Below are 24362 nucleotides of genomic sequence, written 5' to 3'. Positions count from 1 at the left end.
AATTCAGTATTCTTATAGAGATGCTGAACCAAATTCAACATAAAATGAAAAAAATAATATTTACAGACAAAGCTCCTGCTCCTATTGGACCTTATAATCAAGCCGTTTTAGTTGGAAATACGTTATATACTTCTGGACAAATTGCTATTAATCCATCAACCGGTGAATTGGTTTTAGATTCTATAGAGGAAGAAACAAAGCAAGTAATGGAAAACATGAAAGCGGTTTTAGCAGCTGCCGAAATGACTTTTGAAAATGTAATAAAAACTAGTATTTTTATTATGAATATGGGGGATTTTGCTAAAATAAATGCTGTCTATGGAACTTATTTTGATGAAAAAACCGCTCCAGCTAGAGAAACTGTTCAAGTAGCTTGCTTACCCAAAAATGTAAACATTGAAATTTCAATGTTAGCTATTAAATAAAAAACGTTACAGTTTGAATATTCTCACTGTAACGCTTCTTTTTTATTTTATTTTAAAAGTATTAATCTAATTTCTTAGCATTTTTTACTTTCTGGTCTAAAATGGCTATATCAATTACTTCGCTCATTTTATCTACATAATGAAATGTTAGCCCTTTTAAATACTCTTGGTTGATTTCTTCAATATCGGGTTTGTTTTCATTACACAAAATGATTTCTTTAATATTCGCTCTTTTTGCGGCTAAAATCTTTTCTTTAATTCCACCAACAGGTAAAACTTTTCCACGTAAAGTAATTTCTCCTGTCATGGCTAAGTTTTTCTTTACCCTTTTTTGCGTGTAAGAAGACACCATAGAGGTTAACATCGCAATTCCAGCACTAGGTCCATCTTTTGGAGTTGCACCTTCTGGAACGTGAATATGAATATTGTATTTTTCTAAAACTTCATCTTTTATTCCTAATAATTCTGAATTCGCTTTAATATATTCAAGAGCTATCGTTACCGACTCTTTCATAACTGTTCCAAGGTTTCCTGTCATGGTCATGGCACCTTTTCCTTTCGAAATAAGTGATTCTATAAATAAAATATCTCCTCCAACTGATGTCCAAGCTAAACCTGTAACAACTCCAGCAGTATCATTATTTTCATATTTATCTCTTTCTAATCTTGGTGATTTTAAGACTCTTATAATATCTTCAGCCGTAACTTTAACATTATATTCTTCTTCCATTGCTATAGATTTGGCAGCATTTCTTACCATTTCAGCAATTTTCTTTTCTAAACCACGAACACCAGATTCTCTTGTGTAACCCACAACAATTTTTTCAAGTTCTCTTTTACCAATAGTTAAATGTTTATTGGTTAAACCGTGTTCTTTTAATTGTTTTGGTAATAAATGTTTGTGAGCTATTTCGATTTTTTCTTCAATCGTGTAGCCCGACATTTTTATGATTTCCATTCTATCTTTCAAAGCAGGTTGAATGGTTGATAAACTGTTTGAGGTTGCAATAAACATGACTTTAGATAAATCATATCCCATTTCTAGAAAATTATCATGAAATTCACTGTTTTGCTCTGGATCTAATACTTCTAACAAGGCTGATGATGGATCACCACTGTGACTAGAACTTAATTTATCTATCTCATCTAATACAAATACTGGGTTTGAAGTTTTTGCTTTCTTGATGGACTGAATAATCCTACCAGGCATTGCTCCAATGTATGTTTTTCTGTGTCCACGAATTTCTGCTTCATCACGCAAACCACCTAATGAGATACGAACATATTCACGTCCAAGCGCTTCTGCAACAGATTTTCCAATAGAAGTTTTTCCAACTCCAGGAGGTCCATATAGACATAGAATTGGTGATTTCATATCATTTCTAAGCTTTAAAACCGCTAAATGTTCGATGATACGTTTCTTTACATCTTCTAGTCCAAAATGATCTCTATCAATGATTTTTTGAGCACGTTTTAGGTCAAAATTATCTTTGGTAACTTCATCCCAAGGCAATTCTAGATATAATTCTAAATAATTACGTTGTATGCCAAAATCTGGAGCATTTGGATTAGTTCGTTGCAATTTTGAAAGTTCTTTTTCAAAATGTTTCTCAACTTCGCTATTCCATTTTTTGGTTTTCGCTTTGGTACGCATTTCTTCAATTTCTTGCTCATACGAAACACCACCTAATTCTTCTTGAATGGTTTTCATTTGTTGTTGCAAGAAATACTCTCGTTGTTGCTGGTCTAAATCAGTTCTTACTTTTGATTGAATATCATTTTTAAGTTCTAATTTTTGCAACTCTAAATTCATGTAACGAAGCGTTTCTAGGGCTCTTTCTTTTAAATCTCCAATTTGCAGTAAATCTTGTTTTTCCTTAACATTCAAATTCATGTTTGAAGAAACAAAATTGATTAAAAAAGGATTGCTATCAATATTTTTTATAGCAAAAGTAGCTTCTGAAGGAATATTTGGACTTTCATTTATAATTTCAATTGCCAATTCTTTAATTGAATCAACAATAGTTTTGAATTCATCATCATTTGCATCAGGACGCTTTTCTACAACTTCTTTAATCGTTGCTCTTAAATAAGGTTCTTCTTGAGTGAATTTATCTATCTCAAAACGTTTTTTTCCTTGAAGAATTACAGTTGTATTTCCATCAGGCATTTTTAGAACTCGCATTATTTGAGCAACTGTACCTACTCTATGGACATCTTTTGAAGTTGGTTCCTCAACATCTTCATCTATTTGTGATACTACTCCAATTATTTTTCCTTTGGCATTAGCATCATTTAAAAGCTTGATAGATTTATCTCTTCCAGCAGTAATCGGAATTACGACACCCGGAAATAAAACAGTATTGCGCAAAGGAAGTATCGCTAAATCTTCTGGTAAAGATTCATTATTCATTTCCTCCTCGTCTTCTGGAGTCATTAATGGAATTAATTCTGCATCAGATTGAATTTCTTGTAGTGACAAGTTGTCAATTGAAAATATTTTTTGGTTCGACATAGTTATATTAGGTCATTTTGTCATTAAACATCATATTCTTGAAGCTTATTTAAAAAGTAAATTTACTATAAAATACTGAAAATCAGATTACACATATGTTGTATGGTAATGCTTCACTTTATAAAGTCAAGTTTTATGCCATAAAAAAATCCGTCTAAATAAAACTTAGACGGACTTAATTTTTGAATTAACTTATTTAGTATTCTACATCAAATGCTCCTTCAGTAATAACATAAGGTGTTGAACCATTTACTACATTAAAACTAAAAGTTCCAATTACTCTATCCAAGGTAATACTAGTAATTGTAACCGTTCCAGAATTTGACATTAAAGAAGTTGTATTATTTAACTTATAGGTTGCCTGAACCATATCAGTTGCAATATCACCTGTAATAGTATATGTACCGGGTGTTATATTCTCATCTACTCCAATGGTTATGCTTTGATCATTTGTGTTAGCAGCTCCAATACCAATAACTCCATTAACTGTTACAGCTAAAATATCTGTTTCAACAAACTCAGTTCCGTTAATTTTTGCAAAAAAAGTATCGTTGTTTGTATCCAAATAATCTTCATATGCAATGTTTGTAAAAATACCTTCGGTAATGTTTTTTGGAGCAATATTAGGAGTATCATCTGACCAATATCCTTTAAAAGAAAATGTCCCAGAAATAGTTTTATTTACAGTATTTATAGAAGTAATAGTTATTGAACCTGTATTTTCTGTAGGATTATTAAAATTTAATGAAGACCATCCAAAATCAGTTCCAGCAGGAGAGTATGTTAATATATTTTCATTTGCAGGATAAGTTCCTGTAGCTACTCCATCAATTAAGAAAGAAAAGCTTTCACCATTGTCTCCTCCAATAGTTGCATTTATAGCCATTAAATTACCTCCAATAAGTGCAGCTGTAGACTGAGCTGTCCATAATTGACCGTCAATTTTTGCTGTAAATGATCCAACTGGATTGTTTGGATTATTAGGGTTATTTGGGTTTAAAGCTGTTAAATCGATAGCTGGATCTAAAGGTTCCGTTTCACAAGAAACAAGAGAAACAATCGAAAATAAAACGATTAAACTTTTAAAAAATACTGATTTTTTCATTTTTATTAAATTAATTTAAAATATAACTTATTAAATCAGAAGTTGTAGTAGTACCTCCTGATGTTGTAACACTTTTTATTGGACCAACATCTTTTGCATACCAATAATCAGTTGTTGTAGTACTTGTAGTACCCTGATTACTAACATTTAAAACTATTCTACATTTAATAACGTTTGAATAATTACCCGATGGAACGGTTAAAGTAGCATTTTTCTCTAAAATTGTTCCTTGGTAATTAACCGTCAAAACAATTGGTGGAATTCCTGTATATGTTGTTGTTTGTGTGTATGAACCAGACCATGTTCCATTTACATCTAAATAATCTTTTAAAATTATATATTCAAATCCTGTTTGAGTTCCTGTTAATCCACCGATATCTAAAGTAGTATTATCCACTTTATAGGTATAATCTCCATTATTTTTGTTTAAGAAACTATATGCAGTAACTGAATTTCCTCCAGTTCCATCAGTTACTTCTTCAAACTTATAATATAATTTAGTATTAAAAGTTTCAGTTCCAATTATTTTTAACGGTTGTTGGGTTACACCATCTCTTTCTAAAACCCACTGATTATTTAATGCTGTTGGCCAGTAATCTCCTGTTGAAACACCACCAGTACTACCATTTTCATTAGGATTGTTTGAGTTATTTTGATTTAAAGCATCTAGGTCAATTGCTGAATCTAATGGTTCAATTTCACAAGATATAAAAGAAACAATCGAAAATAAAACGATTAAACTTTTAAATGATATTGTTTTTTTCATTTTTAAAACTATTTTTTTCAAATATATACTTTTTATTTTTTTGCCACAATTTTTTGGACCTTAGTTAATAGAAAAACTCCGATAATGAAAAATAAGGCTAAAAATACTATGGCATTTCGCATAGAACCTGAAATTTGATCTATAGTTGCAAATATTCCCATTCCAATAACAATTCCTATTTTTTCTGCTACGTCATAAAAACTAAAAAAGGAGGTAGTATCTTTTGTGTCTGGCAATAATTTAGAATAAGTGGAACGCGATAAGGATTGAATTCCACCCATAACTAAACCAACGAAACCTGCTGTAATATAGAACTGTACTGGACTAACCACAAAGTAAGCATAAATACAAATTACTATCCAAATAGAATTTATTATTATTAGCGTTTTTATGTTTCCAATATTTTCTGAAATTCTAGATGTAATAATGGCTCCAAAAACAGCTACAATTTGTATCACAAGAATACTAATTATCAATCCTGTTGTTCTTTGACTATCAGATTCCCATGTAATTTCTTGCTCTCCAAAGTAAGTTGCAACTAACATAACGGTCTGAACAGCCATACTATAAACGAAGAAACTGCGTAAATATTTCTTTAAAATTATATTTTCTTCTAGTTGATGCCAAACTTTTTTCAATTCTTTATAACCATTGAAAATAACATTTTTTGTAACCTTATTATTCACTGTGTTTTTAGGTAAATAATAGAATGTGTATTGGCTAAATACTATCCACCAAATTCCAACAGAAATAAACGAATATTGCATGGCTTTAAATGAAGCAGCATTTCTGACTGTTTCTAAAGCAGACTCAATTTCTAATGGTGTACCCGATTTCATTATTTTTTTGGATATTGATAAATCAAAACCAAACCATTCAGGTTTCATAACCATGGCTAAATTTAACAGCAGTAAAACAACACTACCTATATAACCTAACGAATATCCTTTTGCACTTAGCTTATCTTGTTGCTCTGGATATGCAATATCTGGTAAATAGGAATTATAAAAAACTAAACTTCCCCAAAAACCTATAAGTCCAAAAAAGAAACATAGAATTCCAAAATACAAATTATCTAAAGTAAAAAAGGATAGTCCAATACAAGACAAAGCACCTAAATAACAAAAGAATTGCATGAAGCGTTTCTTATTTCCTGCAAAATCAGCTATTCCAGAAAGTAAAGGTGACATTATGGCAACTATTAAAAAAGCAAAGGCTGTTACAAAACTAATTAAAGCTGTATTTTTTACTTCAAATCCAAGAAAATCTACTGAAGAAATTCCTTTAATTTTAAATAAAGCACCATAATATATAGGAAAAATAGCTGATGAAATTACTAAATTATAAACTGAATTTGCCCAATCATAAAAAGCCCATGCGGTTCCTAATTTTTTATTTCCTTTCTCTAAGTTTGCCATATTTATCAATTAAAAAAGTCCCATATAAATGGGACTTCGAATATACATTTTTATTTTAAACTATTTAAAAGTAACGCCAAATTTAGCAGCTTCTTTTTTTGCATCAGGTACTAGAGCCGTTAAATCTCTAATTCTTGTTTCATTACTTGGGTGAGTACTCATAAATTCTGGCGGAGCTTGACCGTTTGACATTGCTGACATTCTTTCCCAAACATAGACAGCATTCATCGGTTCATAACCTGCAATTGCCATTAAAGTTAAACCAATCATATCTGCTTCACTTTCATGAGAACGACTAAAAGGTAGCATCCCTCCTACTTGTGTACCAACTCCATAGGCTTGCATTACTAATGCTTGAGTTTCAGCACTTTTATTTCCAACTGCAATTGCTGCTCCAACTTGACCTACTTGTTGCAGTAAACCAGCACTCATTCTTTGTTGACCATGATTTGCTAAAGCGTGAGCAACTTCATGCCCCATTACAGCTGCAATTCCAGCATCATCTTTACAAATTGGTAAAATTCCTGTGTAAAAAACTATTTTTCCTCCTGGCATACACCAAGCATTTACAGTTGGATCATCAACTAAATTATATTCCCATTGGTAATCTTTTAAATATCCTGCATTTCCATTTGCTGTTAAATAACGTTCAGCAGCCGTTTTAATTTTCATACCAATTGTTTCAATACGCTTAGCATCAGTTGTTCCTTTTACTACTTTATTTTCAGTCAAAAACTGATCATATTGTTGAAAAGCCATTGGAAAAATCTGACTGTTAGGTACAAATGCCATTGTGCTCTTATTTGTAAATGGATTTTTAGCACATGAAATTACTACTAATAATAATAATCCCAAACTAATCTTAATTCTATTATTCATAATGTTTTAATTTAATGGTATAAAAATACAAATAAATACTAACAAAAATAATGCTTAAAGTAAATTTAAAAAAAAATAGATAAAGAGTTTTAAAACAACGTTAATCTAACTTTTATCTGATAAATTAATAGTAAATTTGCATTTAAAACCTACAATAAATGTCAAAAAAGCCTTCTAAAAATAAACAAGGAATTGAGATTCCTTCCTTTATAATTAAAACGGGTAAACTACTTCAAAGCATTTCAACTGCATTAACTTTAAGATTTGCAGCCAAATTATTCACAACTCCAATAAAATATAAAGTTCCGAAAAGAGAAAAACCAATGCTTGATGAAAGTACTCAACAAAATATATTTATTGAAAGCCTAAATAAAACAGTTGTCGTTTATCATTATGGAAAAGGAGAGAAAAAAATATTATTAGTTCACGGTTGGTCTGGAAGAGGAACTCAATTATACAAGATTGCTGATGCTATGGTTGCAAAGGGATATGAAGTAATTAGTTTTGATGCTCCTGGTCATGGTAAATCTAATGGCAACAAATCCATGATGCTCGAGTTTATTGAATGCATTTTGACTCTAGAAAAAAAGTTAGGCCCTTTTGATTATGCCATTGGACACTCGCTAGGTGGAATGGCTATAATAAATGCGTTGAAAAAAGGATTTAAAACCAAAAAAATTGTGACTATTGGTAGTGGTGATAAAATTTCTGATATTGTAGAGGATTTTGTTAAACAATTACAATTAAAATCTACTTTAGCTCCAAAATTAACGGCTTATTTTGAAAAGAAATTAAATGATAAAATGTCAGATTATGATTCTAATACTGTAATTCAAAATTTTGATATTCCTCATTTAATAATTCACGACAAAGATGATGTAGAAGTTGGTGCTTATTGTGCAGAAAATATTCATAAACATTCTAAAAACAGTATTTTATTTTTAACCAAAGAACTGGGACACAGAAAAATTTTAGGAAGTGATGAAGTAATTAATCAAATCAATCAGTTTATTGATTAGTTTGCTCTGCTTTCATTTCAGCTGTTTTTTCTTTCCAAACACTAATAAGTTTAGCTAAATCTATTGGCTCTTTTGCTTCTTGTCTTGGTAAAAGATGGTTTTCAAAAGCAGTCAATAAAATACTTTCAATATTAAAATCTTCCAATACGGTGTAAGGTTGATATGCTGTTTTTAGATTTATATCAAACAATCTTGCGGTACTGTTAGACCAAAAAGCCTTCCAGCCACTTTTTAAATCTTTAATCAAATCAAAGGTTGTACTTCCTGTTTGTCTATTAATTAGTTTTACTAAAATTTGTCCGTCTTTTCTAGAAAGTTTTTTTAGTTTGGCTTCAAATTCTTCTGTCAAGAATTTTTCAACAATTTTAAAATATTTCTTTTTTTCTTTTTCGGTTTTTAATTTTTCCATGACACTATTCATAGCCACTAATTTTTCAGAAGCCACCTTAGCATAAGGATATGTTTTATAAACCCTACGTTTTAAAATTGCCATTCGCTTCTGTTCTTCACTCAAAGTGTAAGCTCCATTATTCGTTAAAATAACTTCTTCTAATTCTATGGTATACCGAATTGTATCTGTTGTAGTCACTATCGAATCTTTATCTTGCGCAAAAGACAAAAAAGGAATGAAAAGGTATAATAAGTAGGTTAATTTTTTCATGCAAATAATTATTTGTTTTTTATGAATCAAATAATAGACCAAAAATATAGAATTAATGTGTAAGTCTACTTACTAATTCTTAATTTAGCAAAAAATTAAAACTTTATGAGTACAAAATCAATATTAAACAAAGCTTCGCTTACCTTTTTAGAAAAATATTTAAACAATGCATCTCCAACTGGTTATGAATCGGAAGGACAGAAAATTTGGATGGATTATTTAAAACCATATGTGGATACTTTTACTACAGATACTTATGGTACAGCTGTTGGAATTATTAATCCAGATGCAAAATATAAAGTAGTAATTGAAGGACATTCTGACGAAATTGCTTGGTACGTAAACTATATTACTGATGACGGATTTATTTATGTAATTAGAAATGGTGGAAGTGATCACATGATTGCTCCTTCAAAACGAGTTCATATTCATACTAAAAAAGGAATCGTAAAAGGTGTTTTTGGTTGGCCAGCAATTCACACAAGAAATAAATCGAAAGAAGAACCAGCAAGAATTGATAATATTTTTATCGATTGTGGTTGTGAAACTAAGGAAGAAGTTGAAAAAATGGGCGTTCATGTAGGTTGTGTGATAACTTATCCTGATGTATTTGAAATTTTGAACGAAAACAAATTCATTTGTCGTGCTATTGATAATAGAATGGGTGGATTTATGATTGCTGAAGTAGCTCGTTTATTGAAAGAAAACAAAAAAACATTACCTTTTGGATTGTATATTGTAAACTCAGTACAAGAAGAAATCGGTCTTCGTGGTGCTGAAATGATAACACAAAGCATCAAACCAAATGTTGCTATTGTTACAGATGTTTGTCACGATACTTCTACTCCAATGATTGACAAAAAAATCGAAGGTGATTTAAAAATGGGTAAAGGTCCGGTTATTGCTTATGCACCAGCCACTCAAAACGTTTTACGTGAAATGATTGTTGATACTGCTACAGAAAATAAAATTCCTTTCCAAAGAAATGCTTCTTCTAGAGCAACTGGAACAGATACGGATGCTTTTGCTTATAGCAATGGTGGTGTGGCTTCTGCATTAATATCTTTACCTTTACGTTATATGCATACAACTGTGGAAATGGTTCACAGAGATGATGTTGAAAACGTAATTAAATTGATTTATGAATCATTATTGAAAATCGAAAATAATGAAACGTTTTCTTATTTTAAATAATTAAGATTTACGGATATTCAGATAATGGATTTTCAGACAAAAGATTAAAGGGATTTTTGAAACTAGTTTTTCGACAATCCCTTTTAACCTTTTAACTACTTTACTTTTTTAACACTTTATGAAAAACATCTACATAATGTTGACTGTGTTTTTTGGAACACTAATTTGGACCATCATAAACCCAAATGAAGGATTTACTTGCTTTTTGGAAATAATTCCTGCAATTATAGGATTATTGATTTTAGCTTTTACTTTTAAGAAGTTTCGATTTACTGATTTCACTTACTTTTTTATCCTAATTCATTGTATCATTCTCTTTATTGGAGGACATTATACTTATGCTGAAGTTCCTTTATTTGATTGGATTAAAGAAGTATTTGAACAAAGTAGAAACAATTATGATAAAGTAGGACACTTTGCTCAAGGTTTTGTTCCAGCTTTAATTATTCGTGAATTGTTTATCAGAAAAAATGTGATTGCCAACAAAAGCTTTTTCAATTTTATAATTGTCAGCATTTGTCTAGCAATTAGCGCTGCTTATGAATGGATTGAATGGGCTGTTTCTCTTATGACTGGTGAAGGTGGTGATGCTTTTTTAGGAACACAAGGTTACATTTGGGACACACAATCTGATATGCTTTATGCTACGATTGGTGCTATTTGTGCTTTGGTGTTTATGAGTAAATCTCAAGATAAGTTTTTGAAAAAGTTAAACCATTAAGAAATTTAGAAAAATTTAGAAAAACTAAATGAAACTTAATTTCTTAATGGTTCAAATATAATAGTTACTATTTCTTCAAATAAGCTAATACATTTTCTTCTATTCTATCATTAATATTAGAAATATCAGCTTTTACGAATTTTTCTCCAAGAATATTTTCATATAATTCAATGTATCTATCTGAAACGGTTGCAATGTATTCATCAGACATATCCGGAATTTGTTGTCCGTCTTTTCCTTGAAAACCATTTGCAATTAACCATTGACGTACAAATTCTTTAGATAATTGCTTTTGAGCTTCACCTCTATCTTGTCTGTCTTGATAGCCTTCAGCATAAAAATAACGCGATGAATCTGGAGTGTGAATTTCGTCAATTAATACGATTTGACCGTCTTTTGTTTTTCCGAATTCGTATTTGGTATCCACTAAAATTAATCCGCGAGAAGCAGCAATTTCAGTACCTCTTTGGTATAAAGCTCTTGTGTATTCTTCTAAAACTAGATAATCCTCTTCGTTAACAATTCCATTGGCTAAAATATCTTCACGCGAAATATCTTCATCGTGTTCTCCATTAGCTGCTTTTGTTGAAGGTGTAATTATTGGTATCGGAAATTTATCATTTTCTTTTAATCCTTCCGTTAAAGCTACTCCACAAAGCATTCTTTTTCCTAAAGCATATTCTCTTGCTGAATGTCCGGCTAAATAGCCACGAATAACCATTTCAACTTTAAAAGGTTCACATAAATGTCCAACTGCAACGCTAGGGTCAGGAGTTGCAATTAACCAATTCGGGACAATATCTGAAGTTAACTCCATAAATCGTGTAGCAATTTGGTTTAAAATTTGACCTTTATATGGAATTCCTTTGGGCATAACGACATCAAAAGCTGAAAGTCTATCTGTAGCAACCATAACCAATAAGTCATCATTGATGTTATAAACTTCTCTAACTTTTCCGTGATAAACCGATTTTTGATTTGGAAAATTGAAATTGGTAGTAGTAATTGTATTCATTTAAAGTAGTATGTTGTTTGTTATGCAAATGTAATTTGTTTACCAATGCCAAACAATATCAAAATAAAAAAAGGAGAAATTACTTTCTCCTTTCAAACTTAATTAAACAAAAATCGCTTATTTAAAACGAATATTGTACGTAACACCTAAACCAACAGTTTGCAAATCAACATCGTTTTCTGCAAATGTATTTTGGTAAAAAGCGTAAATGTTCCAATCTCTGTTGTGGTACCCTAATTGTGGGTTTACATATAAACCACCTTCATTATTTTCTACATTAGTTAAAAATCCATACCCTAAATCAGAACCAATAAAAATTCCACTTGGTGTAAAATAATAACGTAAGTATCCTGCAACTGGCACAATTCCAAAATCTTCTAAATTATCTTTTGCAAAGAAATGACTGTAACCAGAAGCTACACCAATAGCAAAATTAGGATTGAATAAATATTGACCTCTAACATCTAATCCTAAATTAAATGACGATACATCGCTTGCATCTCCCACTGGAATTCCTGCAGTTAATCCTGCTTTAAGCCAAGAATTATCTGGTGTAATGTCAATTTCACTTTGTTGTGCAAACATTGCACTGAACCCTAATAAACCGATAATCATAAATAAATTTTTCATACTTTCTTCTTTTAGTTAATGAGACAAATGTAGTCCGGTCAAGCAAGAATGATTTACAAGATTTTCGGTAAGATTTATAGAATTAAAGGATAAAATGGTTTATATAACTGAATACCAAACAAAAAGCCAATCAAATTACTAATTGGCTTTAGACTATAGAGCTGTTTAAATTTATTCTGTTGTTATAAAATCTTTTTCTTAATTACGAAGTTAAAAGCTCTATAACATAAAATTCTTCTGAAATATTTCATAAAATTAGCATCAAAACCAATGGCATATCTTCTAAAACTTTTTTTCGGGTTTTCGGATATTCTATATATTTTCTCTACAATTGTGTCAATCAAATCATTATTCTTGCATGTTTTTTTAGCCAATATAGTATCGATTTTAAGCATCATAGCATTATAATGTACATTATTGGTTGGTTTAGATTTTATGACATTTTTTTGGAAATTAGTAGGCGCATTTCCAAATTGAACCGTACAAACACTAATGTTAAAATCAATTAATTCATAAGACATACATTCAGAAAAGCTTTCAATGGCTTGTTTTGTAGAATGATAAAAATTTCCTAAAGGTAAATTTACTAAACCTGCTACAGAGGTAATATTAATAAATTGTCCAAAATTTTGTGCTCTAAATACTGGAATAAAAGCCCTACAAGTTTTTACAACTCCTAACCAATTAACATTTACAATAGAATCTATTTCAGAATCCGTTGAAAGCTCTACAAAACTCCTGTATCCTTTTCCTGCGTTGTTAATAATAACATCAATAGTTTTATAATCTTTAAGGATTTCTTTTTTGGCTGTTTCAATGCTTTCAGTTGATGTAACGTCTAAAGCATAAAACTTTATATTTGGATGAATAGTTAAGCCTTCAACCAAGTCAAAATGATGCACAGTTGCAATTACTTGCCACCCTTTTTCCGCAAAATACATTGACATTTTATTACCTAAACCACCACAAGCTCCTGTTATAAGAACAGTTTTCAATATTTTATGATTTTAAATGAGCCGCAAAATACAATAAATTATGGTTTAAAAACAGAAGAGCCATTTCAATGTAGTAATGACTCTTTGAATTTTACATATTTATGGACCAAACTGAATAGCTTTTGGGTGCACATTGGATTTTTACCCATTTATCCCCTTGAGTTGTAGGAAGCCAAGTTGAACTTCCAGTAAAATCTTTAATTTGAGCATTACTCCAATTGGTTTGAATCCATCGTTCTTGCCAGGTGTCAGAATTATTTAAATAAACTACTAATCCTGGATTTCCATTATACCCATTTCTTCTTGCTATGTATTCATCATTATCTGAATATAGAATAGATGTTGTTCCCGTAGCTTTGTTGTTATGAATCCAAATTAGGTTATTCAATTTGTTTTTATCCAACCATTCTTCATAATCCTTATAGAAAAGAGTTGGATAACCCTCATGAGTTAAAATGTAAGCATAAGCCAAGTTTTTATTATAAATTTCATCCGTATCATGATTAGTGACGAAGGTTACTGCTTTGTATGGATTTCTTTTCCACATCATATCATCATTAAGTAAAGCTAAATTATTGCCGTCAAAAGCATCATTCATTTTATAATAACAAGCAAAATCAAAAACAGAACTATTCGCATTATTTGCCCACCATTCTAAGGTATTTACATTTGAATCCCAATATTCACCAACAGAAAATCCTCCTACATTAGCATTCCATTGATTCACAACCCATGGACCAAATCCTTTTACATAGTCAAAACGCCAACCATCAAATTTCATGGTATTTTTATAATATTTCCCAACAGCATCTGACCTACCCCACAACCAATCTTGGACATAAGGATTTGCGTGACATAAATCTGGGAAACCTCCAAATGCCCCTTCATCATTATTACCATAGCCATTTTTATAAAAATCATTATAAGTCCGATTAAACTTCCCAGAAGCAACATTAAATTTTGTGTAAGTATTGGTTCCTGTAAATGGATTAGCTTCAGACTGACCACCACTATTATGATTAAGAACAATATCAGCATAGACTTTCATGGATTGTCCATGAGCAGCCGTAATTAAACTTGTCAACTCCGTTTTTGAACCAAATCTAGTTTCAGTAGTTCCGTTTTGGTTAAAATTTCCAAAATCATAATAATCCGTTGGATCGTACCCCATTGAAAAAGGACCATTTTGAGCTTTTGAAGCAGGAGGCAACCAAATAGATTCAATTCCAGCATTTCCCCAAGCCGTAACTTTACCTTTTACTACATTCCACCAAGTTCCACCTGCTGGTACATCCCAATAGAACGCTTGCATCATAACTCCACCACCTGGGCCAGCTACAAATTTTTCAACATTACTCGATGTTCCTGTGCTAAATGGTTTTCCGTCATGTTTAGTAACATTTATAACCTTAAAATCTTTAGAAGATGAACTAGGTGTATTTAAAGTTTCATCATTTTTTTCACAAGAAGTTAAAGAGAAAACAATACCTAATGTCAAAAAGCCTAATTGAATTTTTTGTTTCATGATTTATTATTTTATTATTAATTATCCTAAATTAATACAAAATCATCAAAAAAATAATCGATTAATTATGAAAACAATAACGAAAACGTTTTCGTGTTCATAAGTTTGTCATATATACGGTTAAGCCGTAAAAAAAACCATCTATTTTCATAAATGGTTTTAAAGTTAAGTCTAAATATCTCTCATCTTGCATCTCTCATCTAATCACGATTCTCAATACTTTTATAAGCTTCAATAACTTTTCCAACTAATCTATGCCTAACAATATCTTTATCATCTAAATAAATAATTCCAATACCTTCAACATCTTTTAAGACAAGTATAGCTTCTTTTAATCCAGAAGTTGTTCTTCTAGGTAAATCGACCTGACCTGGATCACCTGTTATCATGAATTTTGCATTTTTACCCATACGGGTTAAAAACATCTTCATTTGGTTATGGGTTGTGTTTTGTGCTTCATCTAAGATTACAAAAGCATGATCTAATGTACGTCCACGCATAAAAGCCAAAGGGGCAATTTGAATGATTCCTTTTAAAATATAATCTTCTAAAGTTTGTGGAGGCAACATGTCGCGCAATGCATCATACAAAGGTTGCATGTATGGATCTAATTTTTCTTTCATATCACCAGGCAAGAAACCTAAGTTCTCTCCGGCTTCCACAGCTGGTCTGGTTAAGATAATACGTTTGACTTGTTTTTCCTTCAACGCTTTTACTGCCATAGCAACACCAGTGTAGGTTTTACCTGTTCCAGCTGGACCAATGGCAAAAACCATATCGTTTTTATACACTAAATCAACTAATTTTTGCTGATTTGGTGTCATGGCTTTTATCAATTTTCCACCAATTCCATGCACCAGAATTTTATCTTTGTTATCCATGACTTGAGTTTCCTGTGCGTCACTCTCTAAGACACGCAAAATAACGTTATCATCTATTCTGTTGTATCGGGTGAAATGTTGCATTAATCGCCTAAAACGCACCTCAAACTCGTTTAAAACCTCTTCTTCACCGTAGGCTTTTAAAATAGTTCCTCTAGCAACTATTTTAAGTTTTGGATAATATTTTTTGATAGCTTCAAGATTGGCATCTTGTGTTCCCCAAAATTCTTTTGGAGCAATGTCGATTAATTCAATGATTCGTTCGTTCAAGGGCTTTCTTTTTTAAATTATTTTTGGTACGCTAAAAAATACATTAGCTTTGCATTCAAATTTAAGAAAAATAATGCCTCTTTTATTTTAAGTTATAAACAAATTTATGTCAATAATTACCCTTACATCTGATTTTGGATACAAAGACCATTATGTTGGTGCTCTGAAAGGGAAAATATTATCTCAATTTTTAGAAGCTAAAATAGTTGACTTATCCCATCAAATAAATTACTTTAATATATTTGAAACCAGCTACATAATTGAAGCTTCCTATAAAAACTTCCCAAAAAACACAGTGCATATCGTTTGCGTAAATGCCGAACGAATTGAAAACGTAAAACATATAGTATTGCAGTGGGAAGATCAATTTTTTATTGCAGCAGATAATGGTATATTAAATGCTTTAATCCAAAAGAAAAAAGCCCAAAAAATAGCCGTAATTACTATACATGACAGATTAGAAGATACTTCTGATATGAATGTTTTTGCAACGGTTGCCTGTCATTTAGCAAAAGGAGGAAATATTAGCGTTATTGGAAAAGAGATTGAAGCTTTAAGCGAATTTTATACCCAAAAACTGACTATTTCTGATACCTTTGAAGAAATAAAAGGGACTATTATATATATTGATCATTTTGGGAATTGCGTGACAAACATTACTAAAAAAGCATTTGATGAAGTCGCTAAAAACAGAAGTTTTGAAATTAAATTCAAAAATAAAACCCTTAATCGGGTTCATAAAAATTATTCCGATTTTATAGTTAGCCCAAATAAATCCTTAAAAAAGTATGAAGGTGATTATTTGGCCATATTTAACGAAGCTGGTTATTTAGAAATCGCCATTTACAATGGAACTCCAGATTCGTTAGGAACAGCTACCTCTTTAATTGGACTAAGGTTCAGAGATTCAGTAACTGTGAAATTTAATTAACCAATAACCTATTACCCAAAACCTATAACCATAAATTATGTTTGTAAGAATTGTAAAAATGCGTTTTCAAGAAGATAAAATCGAAACTTTCCTAGAAAATTTTGAAGAAGTTAAAAACCATATACGAAATTTCGAAGGAAACCGTTTATTAGAATTATATCAAGATAAAAATGATCCACGCATTTTCTTTACCTATAGTTATTGGGAAAACGAATCAGATCTAGAAAACTATAGAAAGTCTGAACTCTTTGGTGGTGTTTGGAAATTTACTAAAGCTTTGTTTAGTGATAAACCTGAAGCTTGGAGTGTAGACAAATTAGTTTCATTAAATTAGTTTTTTTTGTTTCATTTTGTTTAAGAGTTTCAAGTTAAATAATACTTTTGCAAAACAATCTGAAACCATAAGAAACAGTTTGAAACTAAAAAGAATTAATAATAAAATATGAAAGCATTACTTTTAAGAGAAATAAAATCCTTTTTTGGTTCACCGATTGGCTATTTGGTAATTGCCATTTTTTTAGTACTCAACGGATTATTTTTATGGGTTTTTGAAGGAGATTTTAATATTCCGAATTCGGGATTTGCTGATATGAGTCCGTTTTTTAAATTAGCTCCTTGGATTTTAATTTTCTTGATTCCAGCTGTAACCATGCGAAGTTTTTCAGATGAAAAAAAACAAGGAACTATTGAATTGTTATTTACAAAACCTCTTTCTATATGGGAAATTGTAAACGGAAAATTCTTTGGTGCTTTAGTACTAATCATCATTGCTATCATTCCAACCTTAATTTACGTAGTCATGATTTCCTATTTTGGAAATCCAGAAGGGAATATTGATATGGGAAGCACAATGGGTTCTTATTTTGGCCTTTTATTTCTAATTGCTGGATATACTGCTATTGGAGTTTTTACTTCTACTCTTTCGGAAAATCAAATTGTAGCTTTTATCATTTCGGTTTTCTTATGTTTCTTTTTCTATTTTGGATTTGATGGAATTGCAAGTTTTATGGGAGAATTTAGTGGTCTTTTTGCTTCATTTGGAATGGATTATCATTTTAAAAGTATGAGTCGTGGTGTTATTGATACTAGAGATGTTTTGTATTTTATAAGTGTCACTATCTTATTTTTAGCAGCAACTGTTTATCAACTTAAATCTTTAAAAGGGTAATGGAAGCAAATAAAAAAAATAGCCTTAAACAATTAGGAATCACAGCTGCCATTTTGTTGGCAATCAATATTTTTGGAAATTACTTTTTCAAACGATTTGATTTAACCAAAGACAAACGATACACTTTATCAGAAACGACTTTAGGTATTATAGAATCAGTAGATTCCCCTTTATATATTGATGTGTTTTTAGAAGGAAAGTTTCCTCCTGAATTCAAACGCTTACAAAACGAAACCAGACAACTTTTAGAAGAATTTACGGCTTACAATTCAAACATTATTTTTCAATTCGTTAATCCAATCGAAAAAGAAGAAGAACGTGTGGAAGTAATGAAAAACTTTTACGAAAGAGGTTTAATGCCCTTGAGTATTACTGTTGAAGATAAAGGAAAACAATCACAAGAAGTAGTTTTTCCTTGGGCAGTAGCCACTTATGGTGATAAAAGTACAAAAGTAGGTTTGCTTAAGAACTTAATGGGTGCCACTACAGAAGAAAAAGTAATCAGTTCTGTACAACATATGGAATTTGCTTTTGCAGATGCACTGAATAAAATCACCAAACAAAAACAAAAGAAAATTGCCGTTTTAAAAGGAAATGGTGAATTAGATGATCTTTATATAGCCGATTTCTTAAAAACTGTTCGTGAAAGTTATTATATTGGGACTTTTACCTTAGATTCTCTTGCAAACAAGCCTATTGAGACTATTGAAGCTTTGCAAAAATACGACATGGCAATCATAGCAAAGCCAACAATAGCTTTCTCTGATGAAGAAAAACAAGTTATTGATCAATTTATTGTAAATGGTGGAAAAACGCTTTGGTTAGTTGATGCTGTCAAGGCTGACATGGATAGTTTATTTACACAACCCCAAATATTAGCATATCCATTAGATTTGAATTTAACCGACCAATTGTTTCAATATGGACTTCGCGTTAATGGTCAATTAGTCAAAGACGAACAAGCTACACCAATAAAATTGGCTACTGGGCAAGAAGGAAGTCAAACCCAATACCAGGAGTTTTCTTGGCGTTTTTCTCCGTTTGTTTATCCAGCTTCAAACCATCCCATTGTAAAGAATATGGAAGGTATTAAGTTTGAATTTGCCAATCCGATTGAAATTCTTAAAAATGACATTAAGAAAACCGTCCTTTTGACCAGCTCAGCGTATTCTAAACCAGTTGGAACACCTTTGCCAATTGCGTTAGATTTAGTCACAGAAGAAACAAAACCTACAGATTATCCAAATGGTGGATTACTGCCAATGGCTATTTTATTAGAAGGAAAATTCAAATCCGTTTATAAAAACAGAGTGCTTCCAATTAAAGATTCAAAATTTAAAGACATTGATAAAGAATCAAAAATGATATTTATTTCAGATGGCGATGTTATTAAGAATCAGATAGATAAAGACGGTTATCCAATGGAACTTGGTTTTGATAAATTTACCAACCAACTTTATGGAAACAAAGAATTTTTAATGAATTGTGTCAACTATTTATTAGACGATAACGGCTTAATTAACATAAGAAGTAAAGATGTAGATTTACCTTTGTTAGACAAAGAAAAAGTATATGAGAATTACACTTTTGCCCAAATCATTACAATAGGATTACCATTAGCTCTTCTTGGATTGTTTGGCTTTTTGTTTACTTATTTAAGGAAAAGAAAATACGTGAAATAGAATTGTATTTCTCCGAAAATCTAAAATCTGACTATACGAAAATCTACAAGAAATAATGATTGTATTTTCAAAATTTAAAATTATATTTGTAATCCTTAAAATTAATAAGGATTTTTAAAACCCAGAAGATGAAGTTTATCGTATCGAGCTCTTATTTATTAAAGCAACTACAAGTATTAGGTAGTGTTATTAACAACAGTAACACCTTACCTATTTTAGATAATTTTTTATTTGAATTAGACAATAATTCTCTTAAAGTTTCTGCATCCGATTTAGAAACTACCATGACAGCCTCTTTAGAAATTGATTCTTCGAGTACTGGAAGTGTAGCTTTACCCGCAAAATTACTTTTAGAAACCTTAAAAACGTTCCCTGAACAACCTTTGACTTTTACCGTTGAAGATAACAATACCGTTGAAATTAGTTCAAATTCAGGAAAATATGCTTTAGCATTTGCTCCAGGAGATGAATTTCCTAAATCAGTAGCATTAGAAGATCCTTCTTCTACTTTAGTACCTGCAGATGTTTTATCAACAGCTATCAACAAAACTATTTTTGCTGCTGGAAATGATGATTTAAGACCCGTAATGAGTGGAGTCTTTTTTCAGTTTTCACCGCAAAGCTTAATATTTGTAGCAACAGATGCTCACAAATTAGTAAAATATGCTCGTACAGATGTTGTAGCAACTGAAGTAGCCGATTTTATCATGCCCAAAAAACCTTTAAACATTTTAAAAGGAATTTTAGGAGCAACAGATGTTGAAGTTAAAATTGAATACAACGATTCTAACGCAACATTTACCTTAGAAAATTACATATTGACTTGTCGTTTAATTGACGGTAAATATCCTAATTACGATGCCGTAATTCCAAAGGAAAATCCAAATAAACTTATTATAAACAGAGTTCAGTTTTTAAATTCTGTTCGTCGTGTGGCAATTTTCGCAAACAAGACAACACACCAAATTCGTCTAAAGATTGCAGGAACAGAATTAAACATTTCTGCTGAAGATATAGATTACTCAAACAAAGCCGACGAACGTTTAACTTGTGATTACCAAGGTGATGATATTCAAATTGGATTTAACTCACGTTTCTTAACCGAAATGTTGACTAACTTGACATCAGACGAAATTCAATTAGAAATGTCTATGCCAAACAGAGCTGGAATCTTGACACCAATTGATGGATTAGATGAAGGAGAAACAGTTACTATGTTAGTAATGCCTGTTATGTTAAATAGCTAGAATTCCCTTAACACTAGTATATAGTAAACCGTCTTGTTTGTAGAAACAAGACGGTTTTTTCTTTTTAGGCTTGTTCTTGAATTACTAAAATCGGAATCTCGGTTTTATAGGATAATTTTTCGGTTAAATGAGTTGTAAATAATTCCACAAAGAAAGAGCGCTTGTAATTAGCCATGGCTAAAATATCAATCTCATGAAAATCTAAAAATTCAATAATAGTCTCTTCAATATATTCACTTGATTCTACAAAAAAAGTAACTTGTTCATCAGCAAATAGTTTCTTCCAAGTTTCAATTTTTTCCTCGTTAACATCTGAAGTTAAAGACTGAACATATAAACATTTTACTTCTGCTTTCATTAATTTTGCAATTTGCAACACACTTTGTAGTGCTTTGATATCTTTATCTCTGTAGCGAGTAGTAAAACATATATTATTTATGTTTTTATATTTAGCCTCTAAAGGAACACTCAACAAAGGAACACTGACAGAGGTTAAAGCATCACCAGTGTTGGTTCCAATAAAAAATTCTTTCCATCCGCTTGCTCCAGCAGTACCCATAACAACAAAATCTATTTTTTCTTCCACAATACAATCTTTTATGTTGCTTGTTAAAGCACCATCCATTAATTTATGGTATAGATTAATGTGCTCTAAATTACGTTTTTCTGCTAGGGTTCTTAATTTTGGAATTTCATCTTTGAACATTTCAAAGGTTGCCAATTCAAAAGAATCAAATAATTGACTATAATTTTGGGGAAAATATTGATAATCTATTATTGGCATTTGAAAAGTGTGTAAAACTATAATTTCAGCATCTATAATTTTTGCCAATTCTAAAGCATAAACAAATGCATTTGTAGCCACATCAGAAAAATCAGTTGGGAAAAGAATTCGTTTCATAATAGTAATGTTAAATGTTAGAAGATTATCCACCATAAAATTACAAAATAATTCTTTTACGCCACATGATAACTATCATGTTTTCAGTAAATTAATAAATAGTACATCAAAACTATACCCACAAACAAAAAATCAGTGACCATCAGCGTTCCTTTCTTTAACCACATAGGCAGATAGATATTAAAAATTTCTACAATTTATTCACCCGAGCCTGAAAATGCGAACAGACGAAGTAATCTGTGTTCCTAAAAAAATAGATGTACTTTAACCGCAAATTCGCAAATTTTACGCAAAGTTCGTTAAGGGATAAGATAAAAAGGAGCTACAAGTGAACTAAACTCTTTAATCTATCCGAAGTAAAGCGACTAATCAATAGAAAATAATTTACGAACTCACTTAAACTTAGTATCTTTGCACAAATCAAAAGGTAAACCCCAATAAATGATAAACCAAGAAACTATAGTAGCCCTAGCTACACCCTCAGGAGCTGGAGCTATTGCCATAATTCGTCTTTCTGGAAATGAAGCTATCTCAATTGCATCAAGTGTATTTGAATCGGTTTCTGGAAAAGATATTGCAAAACAAAAAACACATACCATACACCTTGGCCATATAATAGATAACGGAAAAATCTATGACCAAGTCTTACTTTCCATCTTCAAAAACCCTCATTCTTATACGGGTGAAGATGTTGTGGAACTGTCTTGCCATGGTTCTACTTTCATACAACAACAAATCATACAATTATTGCTTCGTAAAGGAGCTAAAATGGCTCAAGCAGGTGAATTCACCTTAAGGGCTTTTTTAAACGGTAAACTCGATTTATCACAAGCAGAAGCAGTCGCTGATTTAATTTCTTCTGACAATGAAGCTTCGCACCAAATTGCTATGCAACAAATGCGTGGTGGATTTTCTAACGAAATAGCCAAACTGCGTGAGGAATTACTAAACTTCGCTTCTTTAATCGAATTAGAATTGGATTTTGCGGAAGAAGATGTCGAATTTGCCGATAGAACGCAATTTGCCGAATTACTAAACCGAATTGAATTCGTTCTAAAAAGATTAATAGATTCCTTTGCTGTTGGAAACGTTATCAAAAACGGAATTCCAGTGGCGATTGTTGGGGAACCAAACGTAGGAAAGTCAACCTTATTAAATGCCTTACTAAACGAAGAACGTGCGATAGTTTCTGACATTGCTGGAACAACACGTGATACCATTGAAGACGAATTAGTTATAGAGGGAATTGGCTTCCGATTTATAGACACTGCCGGAATTAGAGAAACCAAAGATGTAATAGAAAGCATCGGAATTCAGAAGACCTTTGAGAAGATTGAACAAGCACAAGTAGTTTTACTTTTGGTGGACAGTTCTCAGTTGTCGGCTGACAGTTTACCTAAAGTTAAGATTGAAATTGAAAAGATTAAGAACAAGTTCCCTATAAAACCATTGGTTATTGTTTTAAATAAAGTTGATGTTTTAGATACAGAAAAAACAAACCACTATATTTCACAATTGACCGATAACCAACAGACATCAGAAAACCGAAAACTGATAACCCTTTCCGCAAAACAAAAAACAGGCATCGAAGAACTAAAGTCTACCCTACTCTCTTTTGTAAACACTGGTGCTTTAAGAAATAATGAAACGATTGTCACGAACACACGTCATTATGATTCGCTATTAAAAGCACTAGAAGAAATTACTAAAGTTCGATTCGGCTTAGACCAAAACTTGTCATCTGATTTAATGGCAATTGATATCCGTCAAGCCTTGTTCCATTTTGGAGAAATAACAGGACAAGTATCTAATGATGAACTACTTGGCAATATTTTTGCTAATTTCTGTATTGGGAAATAGTGAGTAGTGAGAAGTGAGAAGTGAGTAGTCTAAAATAGATTTGAAGAAGTCAAACTATGTATTCTGTGTTAAGCAAAGCGCCTCTTCACAGTAAAGGAAAAAACTATGTAACTTATGTGGTTTTAAAAACTACTCCCAAATTTTTATAGCCACAGATTCACAGATTTTATTTAGAAGTAATTAAGAAGCAAAGTAACTAAGAAGAGTGAAGTCGAGATGTTTATAACCGCAAAGAGCGCAAAGTTTTACGCAAAGTTCGCAATGAAAAAAACTTATATGCCTTATATAGTTTAAAAATTAACCACAAATTAAATTATAAAGATTTCTCCAATTACTCAAATCTGTGTTCCTAAAAAAACTAGCTGTACTTTAACCGCAAAGAGCAGAAAGATTTACGCAAAGTTCGCAAAGAAACTAATCTTTGTAACCTATCCAAAGCACCTCAACCCAAACAAAAAAAACTTATATGCCATATATGGTTTAAAAATTAACCACAAATTAAATTATAAAGATTTCTCAAATTACTCCACCCGAGCCTGAAAGTGCGAACTGAC

At 31.2% G+C, this 24362-nt stretch carries 22 protein-coding genes; 10 read left to right on the top strand and 12 right to left on the bottom strand.

Annotation, left to right across the window (positions count from 1 at the left end; genetic code table 11):
• Window positions 1-44 precede the first annotated feature (44 nt).
• Window positions 45-425: a RidA family protein gene (locus tag G507_RS0100710; protein WP_026715678.1), complete on the top strand. Its 381-nt coding sequence runs from the start codon at window positions 45-47 to the stop codon at window positions 423-425.
• A 61-nt stretch (window positions 426-486) separates the two neighbouring features.
• Here G507_RS0100710 and lon read toward each other — a convergent pair whose 3' ends face one another.
• The 5 genes from lon to G507_RS0100685 all read right to left on the bottom strand — a co-directional run bounded on the left by lon (window position 487) and on the right by G507_RS0100685 (window position 7108).
• Window positions 487-2940 carry an endopeptidase La gene (lon, locus tag G507_RS0100705; protein ID WP_026715677.1) on the bottom strand — a complete coding sequence of 818 codons (2454 nt, stop codon included), beginning with the start codon at window positions 2938-2940 and terminating at the stop codon, window positions 487-489.
• 196 nt (window positions 2941-3136) lie between these two features.
• Window positions 3137-4045, bottom strand: a complete 909-nt coding sequence (locus tag G507_RS0100700) for a DUF6252 domain-containing protein (protein WP_026715676.1) — start codon at window positions 4043-4045, stop codon at window positions 3137-3139.
• A 10-nt stretch (window positions 4046-4055) separates the two neighbouring features.
• Entirely contained in the window at window positions 4056-4811 is a 756-nt protein-coding gene (locus G507_RS0100695) for a hypothetical protein (protein ID WP_026715675.1), read from the bottom strand.
• Window positions 4812-4843: 32 nt separating this feature from the next.
• The gene (locus G507_RS0100690; RefSeq protein WP_026715674.1) at window positions 4844-6229 is read right to left on the bottom strand and encodes an MFS transporter; all 1386 of its coding nucleotides are present in this window, start codon (window positions 6227-6229) and stop codon (window positions 4844-4846) included.
• A gap of 60 nt (window positions 6230-6289) precedes the next feature.
• Window positions 6290-7108, bottom strand: coding sequence for a M48 family metallopeptidase (locus G507_RS0100685; protein ID WP_026715673.1), 819 nt, complete (start codon window positions 7106-7108; stop codon window positions 6290-6292).
• Between the two features lie 158 nt (window positions 7109-7266).
• On the opposite strand from G507_RS0100685, the gene G507_RS0100680 reads away from it, so the two are divergent.
• Entirely contained in the window at window positions 7267-8127 is an 861-nt protein-coding gene (locus G507_RS0100680; protein WP_026715672.1) for an alpha/beta fold hydrolase, read from the top strand.
• On the opposite strand, the gene G507_RS16185 is transcribed toward G507_RS0100680, so the two are convergent.
• Complete coding sequence (locus G507_RS16185; RefSeq protein ID WP_035665332.1) at window positions 8117-8788, bottom strand: DUF4294 domain-containing protein; 672 nt, start codon at window positions 8786-8788, stop codon at window positions 8117-8119. The genes G507_RS0100680 and G507_RS16185 overlap by 11 nt on opposite strands.
• A 105-nt stretch (window positions 8789-8893) precedes the next feature.
• On the opposite strand from G507_RS16185, the gene G507_RS0100670 reads away from it, so the two are divergent.
• The gene (locus G507_RS0100670) at window positions 8894-9982 is read left to right on the top strand and encodes a M42 family metallopeptidase (protein WP_026715671.1); all 1089 of its coding nucleotides are present in this window, start codon (window positions 8894-8896) and stop codon (window positions 9980-9982) included.
• Window positions 9983-10100: 118 nt separating this feature from the next.
• Window positions 10101-10703 carry a DUF2238 domain-containing protein gene (locus tag G507_RS0100665; RefSeq protein WP_026715670.1) on the top strand — a complete coding sequence of 201 codons (603 nt, stop codon included), beginning with the start codon at window positions 10101-10103 and terminating at the stop codon, window positions 10701-10703.
• Between the two features lie 67 nt (window positions 10704-10770).
• Here G507_RS0100665 and G507_RS0100660 read toward each other — a convergent pair whose 3' ends face one another.
• From G507_RS0100660 to G507_RS0100640, 5 genes are all read right to left on the bottom strand, one after another.
• Entirely contained in the window at window positions 10771-11718 is a 948-nt protein-coding gene (locus G507_RS0100660; protein ID WP_026715669.1) for a phosphoribosylaminoimidazolesuccinocarboxamide synthase, read from the bottom strand.
• Window positions 11719-11835: 117 nt separating this feature from the next.
• A complete protein-coding gene (locus tag G507_RS16180; RefSeq protein WP_035665328.1) occupies window positions 11836-12348 on the bottom strand; it encodes a hypothetical protein in 513 nt (170 codons plus the stop codon).
• Window positions 12349-12530: 182 nt separating this feature from the next.
• The gene (locus G507_RS0100650; RefSeq protein ID WP_026715668.1) at window positions 12531-13343 is read right to left on the bottom strand and encodes an SDR family NAD(P)-dependent oxidoreductase; all 813 of its coding nucleotides are present in this window, start codon (window positions 13341-13343) and stop codon (window positions 12531-12533) included.
• Window positions 13344-13434: 91 nt separating this feature from the next.
• Window positions 13435-14868 (bottom strand): alpha-amylase, encoded by a 1434-nt coding sequence (locus G507_RS0100645; RefSeq protein WP_051191438.1) that lies wholly within the window; start codon window positions 14866-14868, stop codon window positions 13435-13437.
• 200 nt (window positions 14869-15068) lie between these two features.
• Window positions 15069-16019, bottom strand: a complete 951-nt coding sequence (locus tag G507_RS0100640) for a PhoH family protein (RefSeq protein ID WP_026715666.1) — start codon at window positions 16017-16019, stop codon at window positions 15069-15071.
• A 106-nt stretch (window positions 16020-16125) separates the two neighbouring features.
• Between G507_RS0100640 and G507_RS0100635 the strand changes: the two genes are divergently transcribed.
• From G507_RS0100635 to dnaN, 5 genes are all read left to right on the top strand, one after another.
• Window positions 16126-16950, top strand: a complete 825-nt coding sequence (locus tag G507_RS0100635) for an SAM hydrolase/SAM-dependent halogenase family protein (RefSeq protein ID WP_026715665.1) — start codon at window positions 16126-16128, stop codon at window positions 16948-16950.
• A 37-nt stretch (window positions 16951-16987) separates the two neighbouring features.
• A complete protein-coding gene (locus tag G507_RS0100630; protein ID WP_026715664.1) occupies window positions 16988-17284 on the top strand; it encodes a putative quinol monooxygenase in 297 nt (98 codons plus the stop codon).
• A 108-nt stretch (window positions 17285-17392) separates the two neighbouring features.
• Entirely contained in the window at window positions 17393-18118 is a 726-nt protein-coding gene (gene gldF / locus G507_RS0100625; RefSeq protein ID WP_026715663.1) for a gliding motility-associated ABC transporter permease subunit GldF, read from the top strand.
• Window positions 18118-19800 carry a gliding motility-associated ABC transporter substrate-binding protein GldG gene (gene gldG / locus G507_RS0100620; RefSeq protein ID WP_026715662.1) on the top strand — a complete coding sequence of 561 codons (1683 nt, stop codon included), beginning with the start codon at window positions 18118-18120 and terminating at the stop codon, window positions 19798-19800. The genes gldF and gldG overlap by 1 nt, the downstream gene beginning before the upstream one ends.
• A gap of 128 nt (window positions 19801-19928) precedes the next feature.
• A complete protein-coding gene (dnaN, locus tag G507_RS0100615; RefSeq protein WP_026715661.1) occupies window positions 19929-21047 on the top strand; it encodes a DNA polymerase III subunit beta in 1119 nt (372 codons plus the stop codon).
• 64 nt (window positions 21048-21111) lie between these two features.
• On the opposite strand, the gene G507_RS0100610 is transcribed toward dnaN, so the two are convergent.
• A complete protein-coding gene (locus G507_RS0100610) occupies window positions 21112-21948 on the bottom strand; it encodes a universal stress protein (RefSeq protein WP_026715660.1) in 837 nt (278 codons plus the stop codon).
• Window positions 21949-22389: 441 nt separating this feature from the next.
• On the opposite strand from G507_RS0100610, the gene mnmE reads away from it, so the two are divergent.
• On the top strand, window positions 22390-23808 hold the full coding sequence (mnmE, locus tag G507_RS0100605; RefSeq protein WP_026715659.1) for a tRNA uridine-5-carboxymethylaminomethyl(34) synthesis GTPase MnmE: 1419 nt from the start codon (window positions 22390-22392) through the stop codon (window positions 23806-23808).
• Window positions 23809-24362: the final 554 nt, after the last annotated feature.

Origin of the sequence: Flavobacterium gelidilacus DSM 15343 (assembly GCF_000422685.1) — a bacterium.
Taxonomy (GTDB): Bacteria; Bacteroidota; Bacteroidia; order Flavobacteriales; family Flavobacteriaceae; genus Flavobacterium; species Flavobacterium gelidilacus.
Note: the sequence above shows the minus strand (reverse complement) of the source record. Positions and strands in the feature narration are given on the sequence as shown.

Excerpts from the sequence above, each read along its gene's own strand:
- G507_RS0100700 (WP_026715676.1), bottom strand. The coding sequence starts at position 4,045 with ATGAAAAAATCAGTATTTTTTAAAAGTTTAATCGTTTTATTTTCGATT.
- G507_RS16180 (WP_035665328.1), bottom strand. The coding sequence starts at position 12,348 with ATGAAAAATTTATTTATGATTATCGGTTTATTAGGGTTCAGTGCAATG.
- G507_RS0100680 (WP_026715672.1), top strand. The coding sequence starts at position 7,267 with ATGTCAAAAAAGCCTTCTAAAAATAAACAAGGAATTGAGATTCCTTCC.
- mnmE (WP_026715659.1), top strand. The coding sequence starts at position 22,390 with ATGATAAACCAAGAAACTATAGTAGCCCTAGCTACACCCTCAGGAGCT.
- G507_RS0100670 (WP_026715671.1), top strand. The coding sequence starts at position 8,894 with ATGAGTACAAAATCAATATTAAACAAAGCTTCGCTTACCTTTTTAGAA.
- lon (WP_026715677.1), bottom strand. The coding sequence starts at position 2,940 with ATGTCGAACCAAAAAATATTTTCAATTGACAACTTGTCACTACAAGAA.
- G507_RS0100685 (WP_026715673.1), bottom strand. The coding sequence starts at position 7,108 with ATGAATAATAGAATTAAGATTAGTTTGGGATTATTATTATTAGTAGTA.
- G507_RS0100665 (WP_026715670.1), top strand. The coding sequence starts at position 10,101 with ATGAAAAACATCTACATAATGTTGACTGTGTTTTTTGGAACACTAATT.
- G507_RS0100645 (WP_051191438.1), bottom strand. The coding sequence starts at position 14,868 with ATGAAACAAAAAATTCAATTAGGCTTTTTGACATTAGGTATTGTTTTC.
- G507_RS0100690 (WP_026715674.1), bottom strand. The coding sequence starts at position 6,229 with ATGGCAAACTTAGAGAAAGGAAATAAAAAATTAGGAACCGCATGGGCT.
- dnaN (WP_026715661.1), top strand. The coding sequence starts at position 19,929 with ATGAAGTTTATCGTATCGAGCTCTTATTTATTAAAGCAACTACAAGTA.
- G507_RS16185 (WP_035665332.1), bottom strand. The coding sequence starts at position 8,788 with ATGAAAAAATTAACCTACTTATTATACCTTTTCATTCCTTTTTTGTCT.
- G507_RS0100695 (WP_026715675.1), bottom strand. The coding sequence starts at position 4,811 with ATGAAAAAAACAATATCATTTAAAAGTTTAATCGTTTTATTTTCGATT.
- gldF (WP_026715663.1), top strand. The coding sequence starts at position 17,393 with ATGAAAGCATTACTTTTAAGAGAAATAAAATCCTTTTTTGGTTCACCG.
- G507_RS0100660 (WP_026715669.1), bottom strand. The coding sequence starts at position 11,718 with ATGAATACAATTACTACTACCAATTTCAATTTTCCAAATCAAAAATCG.
- gldG (WP_026715662.1), top strand. The coding sequence starts at position 18,118 with ATGGAAGCAAATAAAAAAAATAGCCTTAAACAATTAGGAATCACAGCT.
- G507_RS0100635 (WP_026715665.1), top strand. The coding sequence starts at position 16,126 with ATGTCAATAATTACCCTTACATCTGATTTTGGATACAAAGACCATTAT.
- G507_RS0100610 (WP_026715660.1), bottom strand. The coding sequence starts at position 21,948 with ATGAAACGAATTCTTTTCCCAACTGATTTTTCTGATGTGGCTACAAAT.
- G507_RS0100630 (WP_026715664.1), top strand. The coding sequence starts at position 16,988 with ATGTTTGTAAGAATTGTAAAAATGCGTTTTCAAGAAGATAAAATCGAA.
- G507_RS0100710 (WP_026715678.1), top strand. The coding sequence starts at position 45 with ATGAAAAAAATAATATTTACAGACAAAGCTCCTGCTCCTATTGGACCT.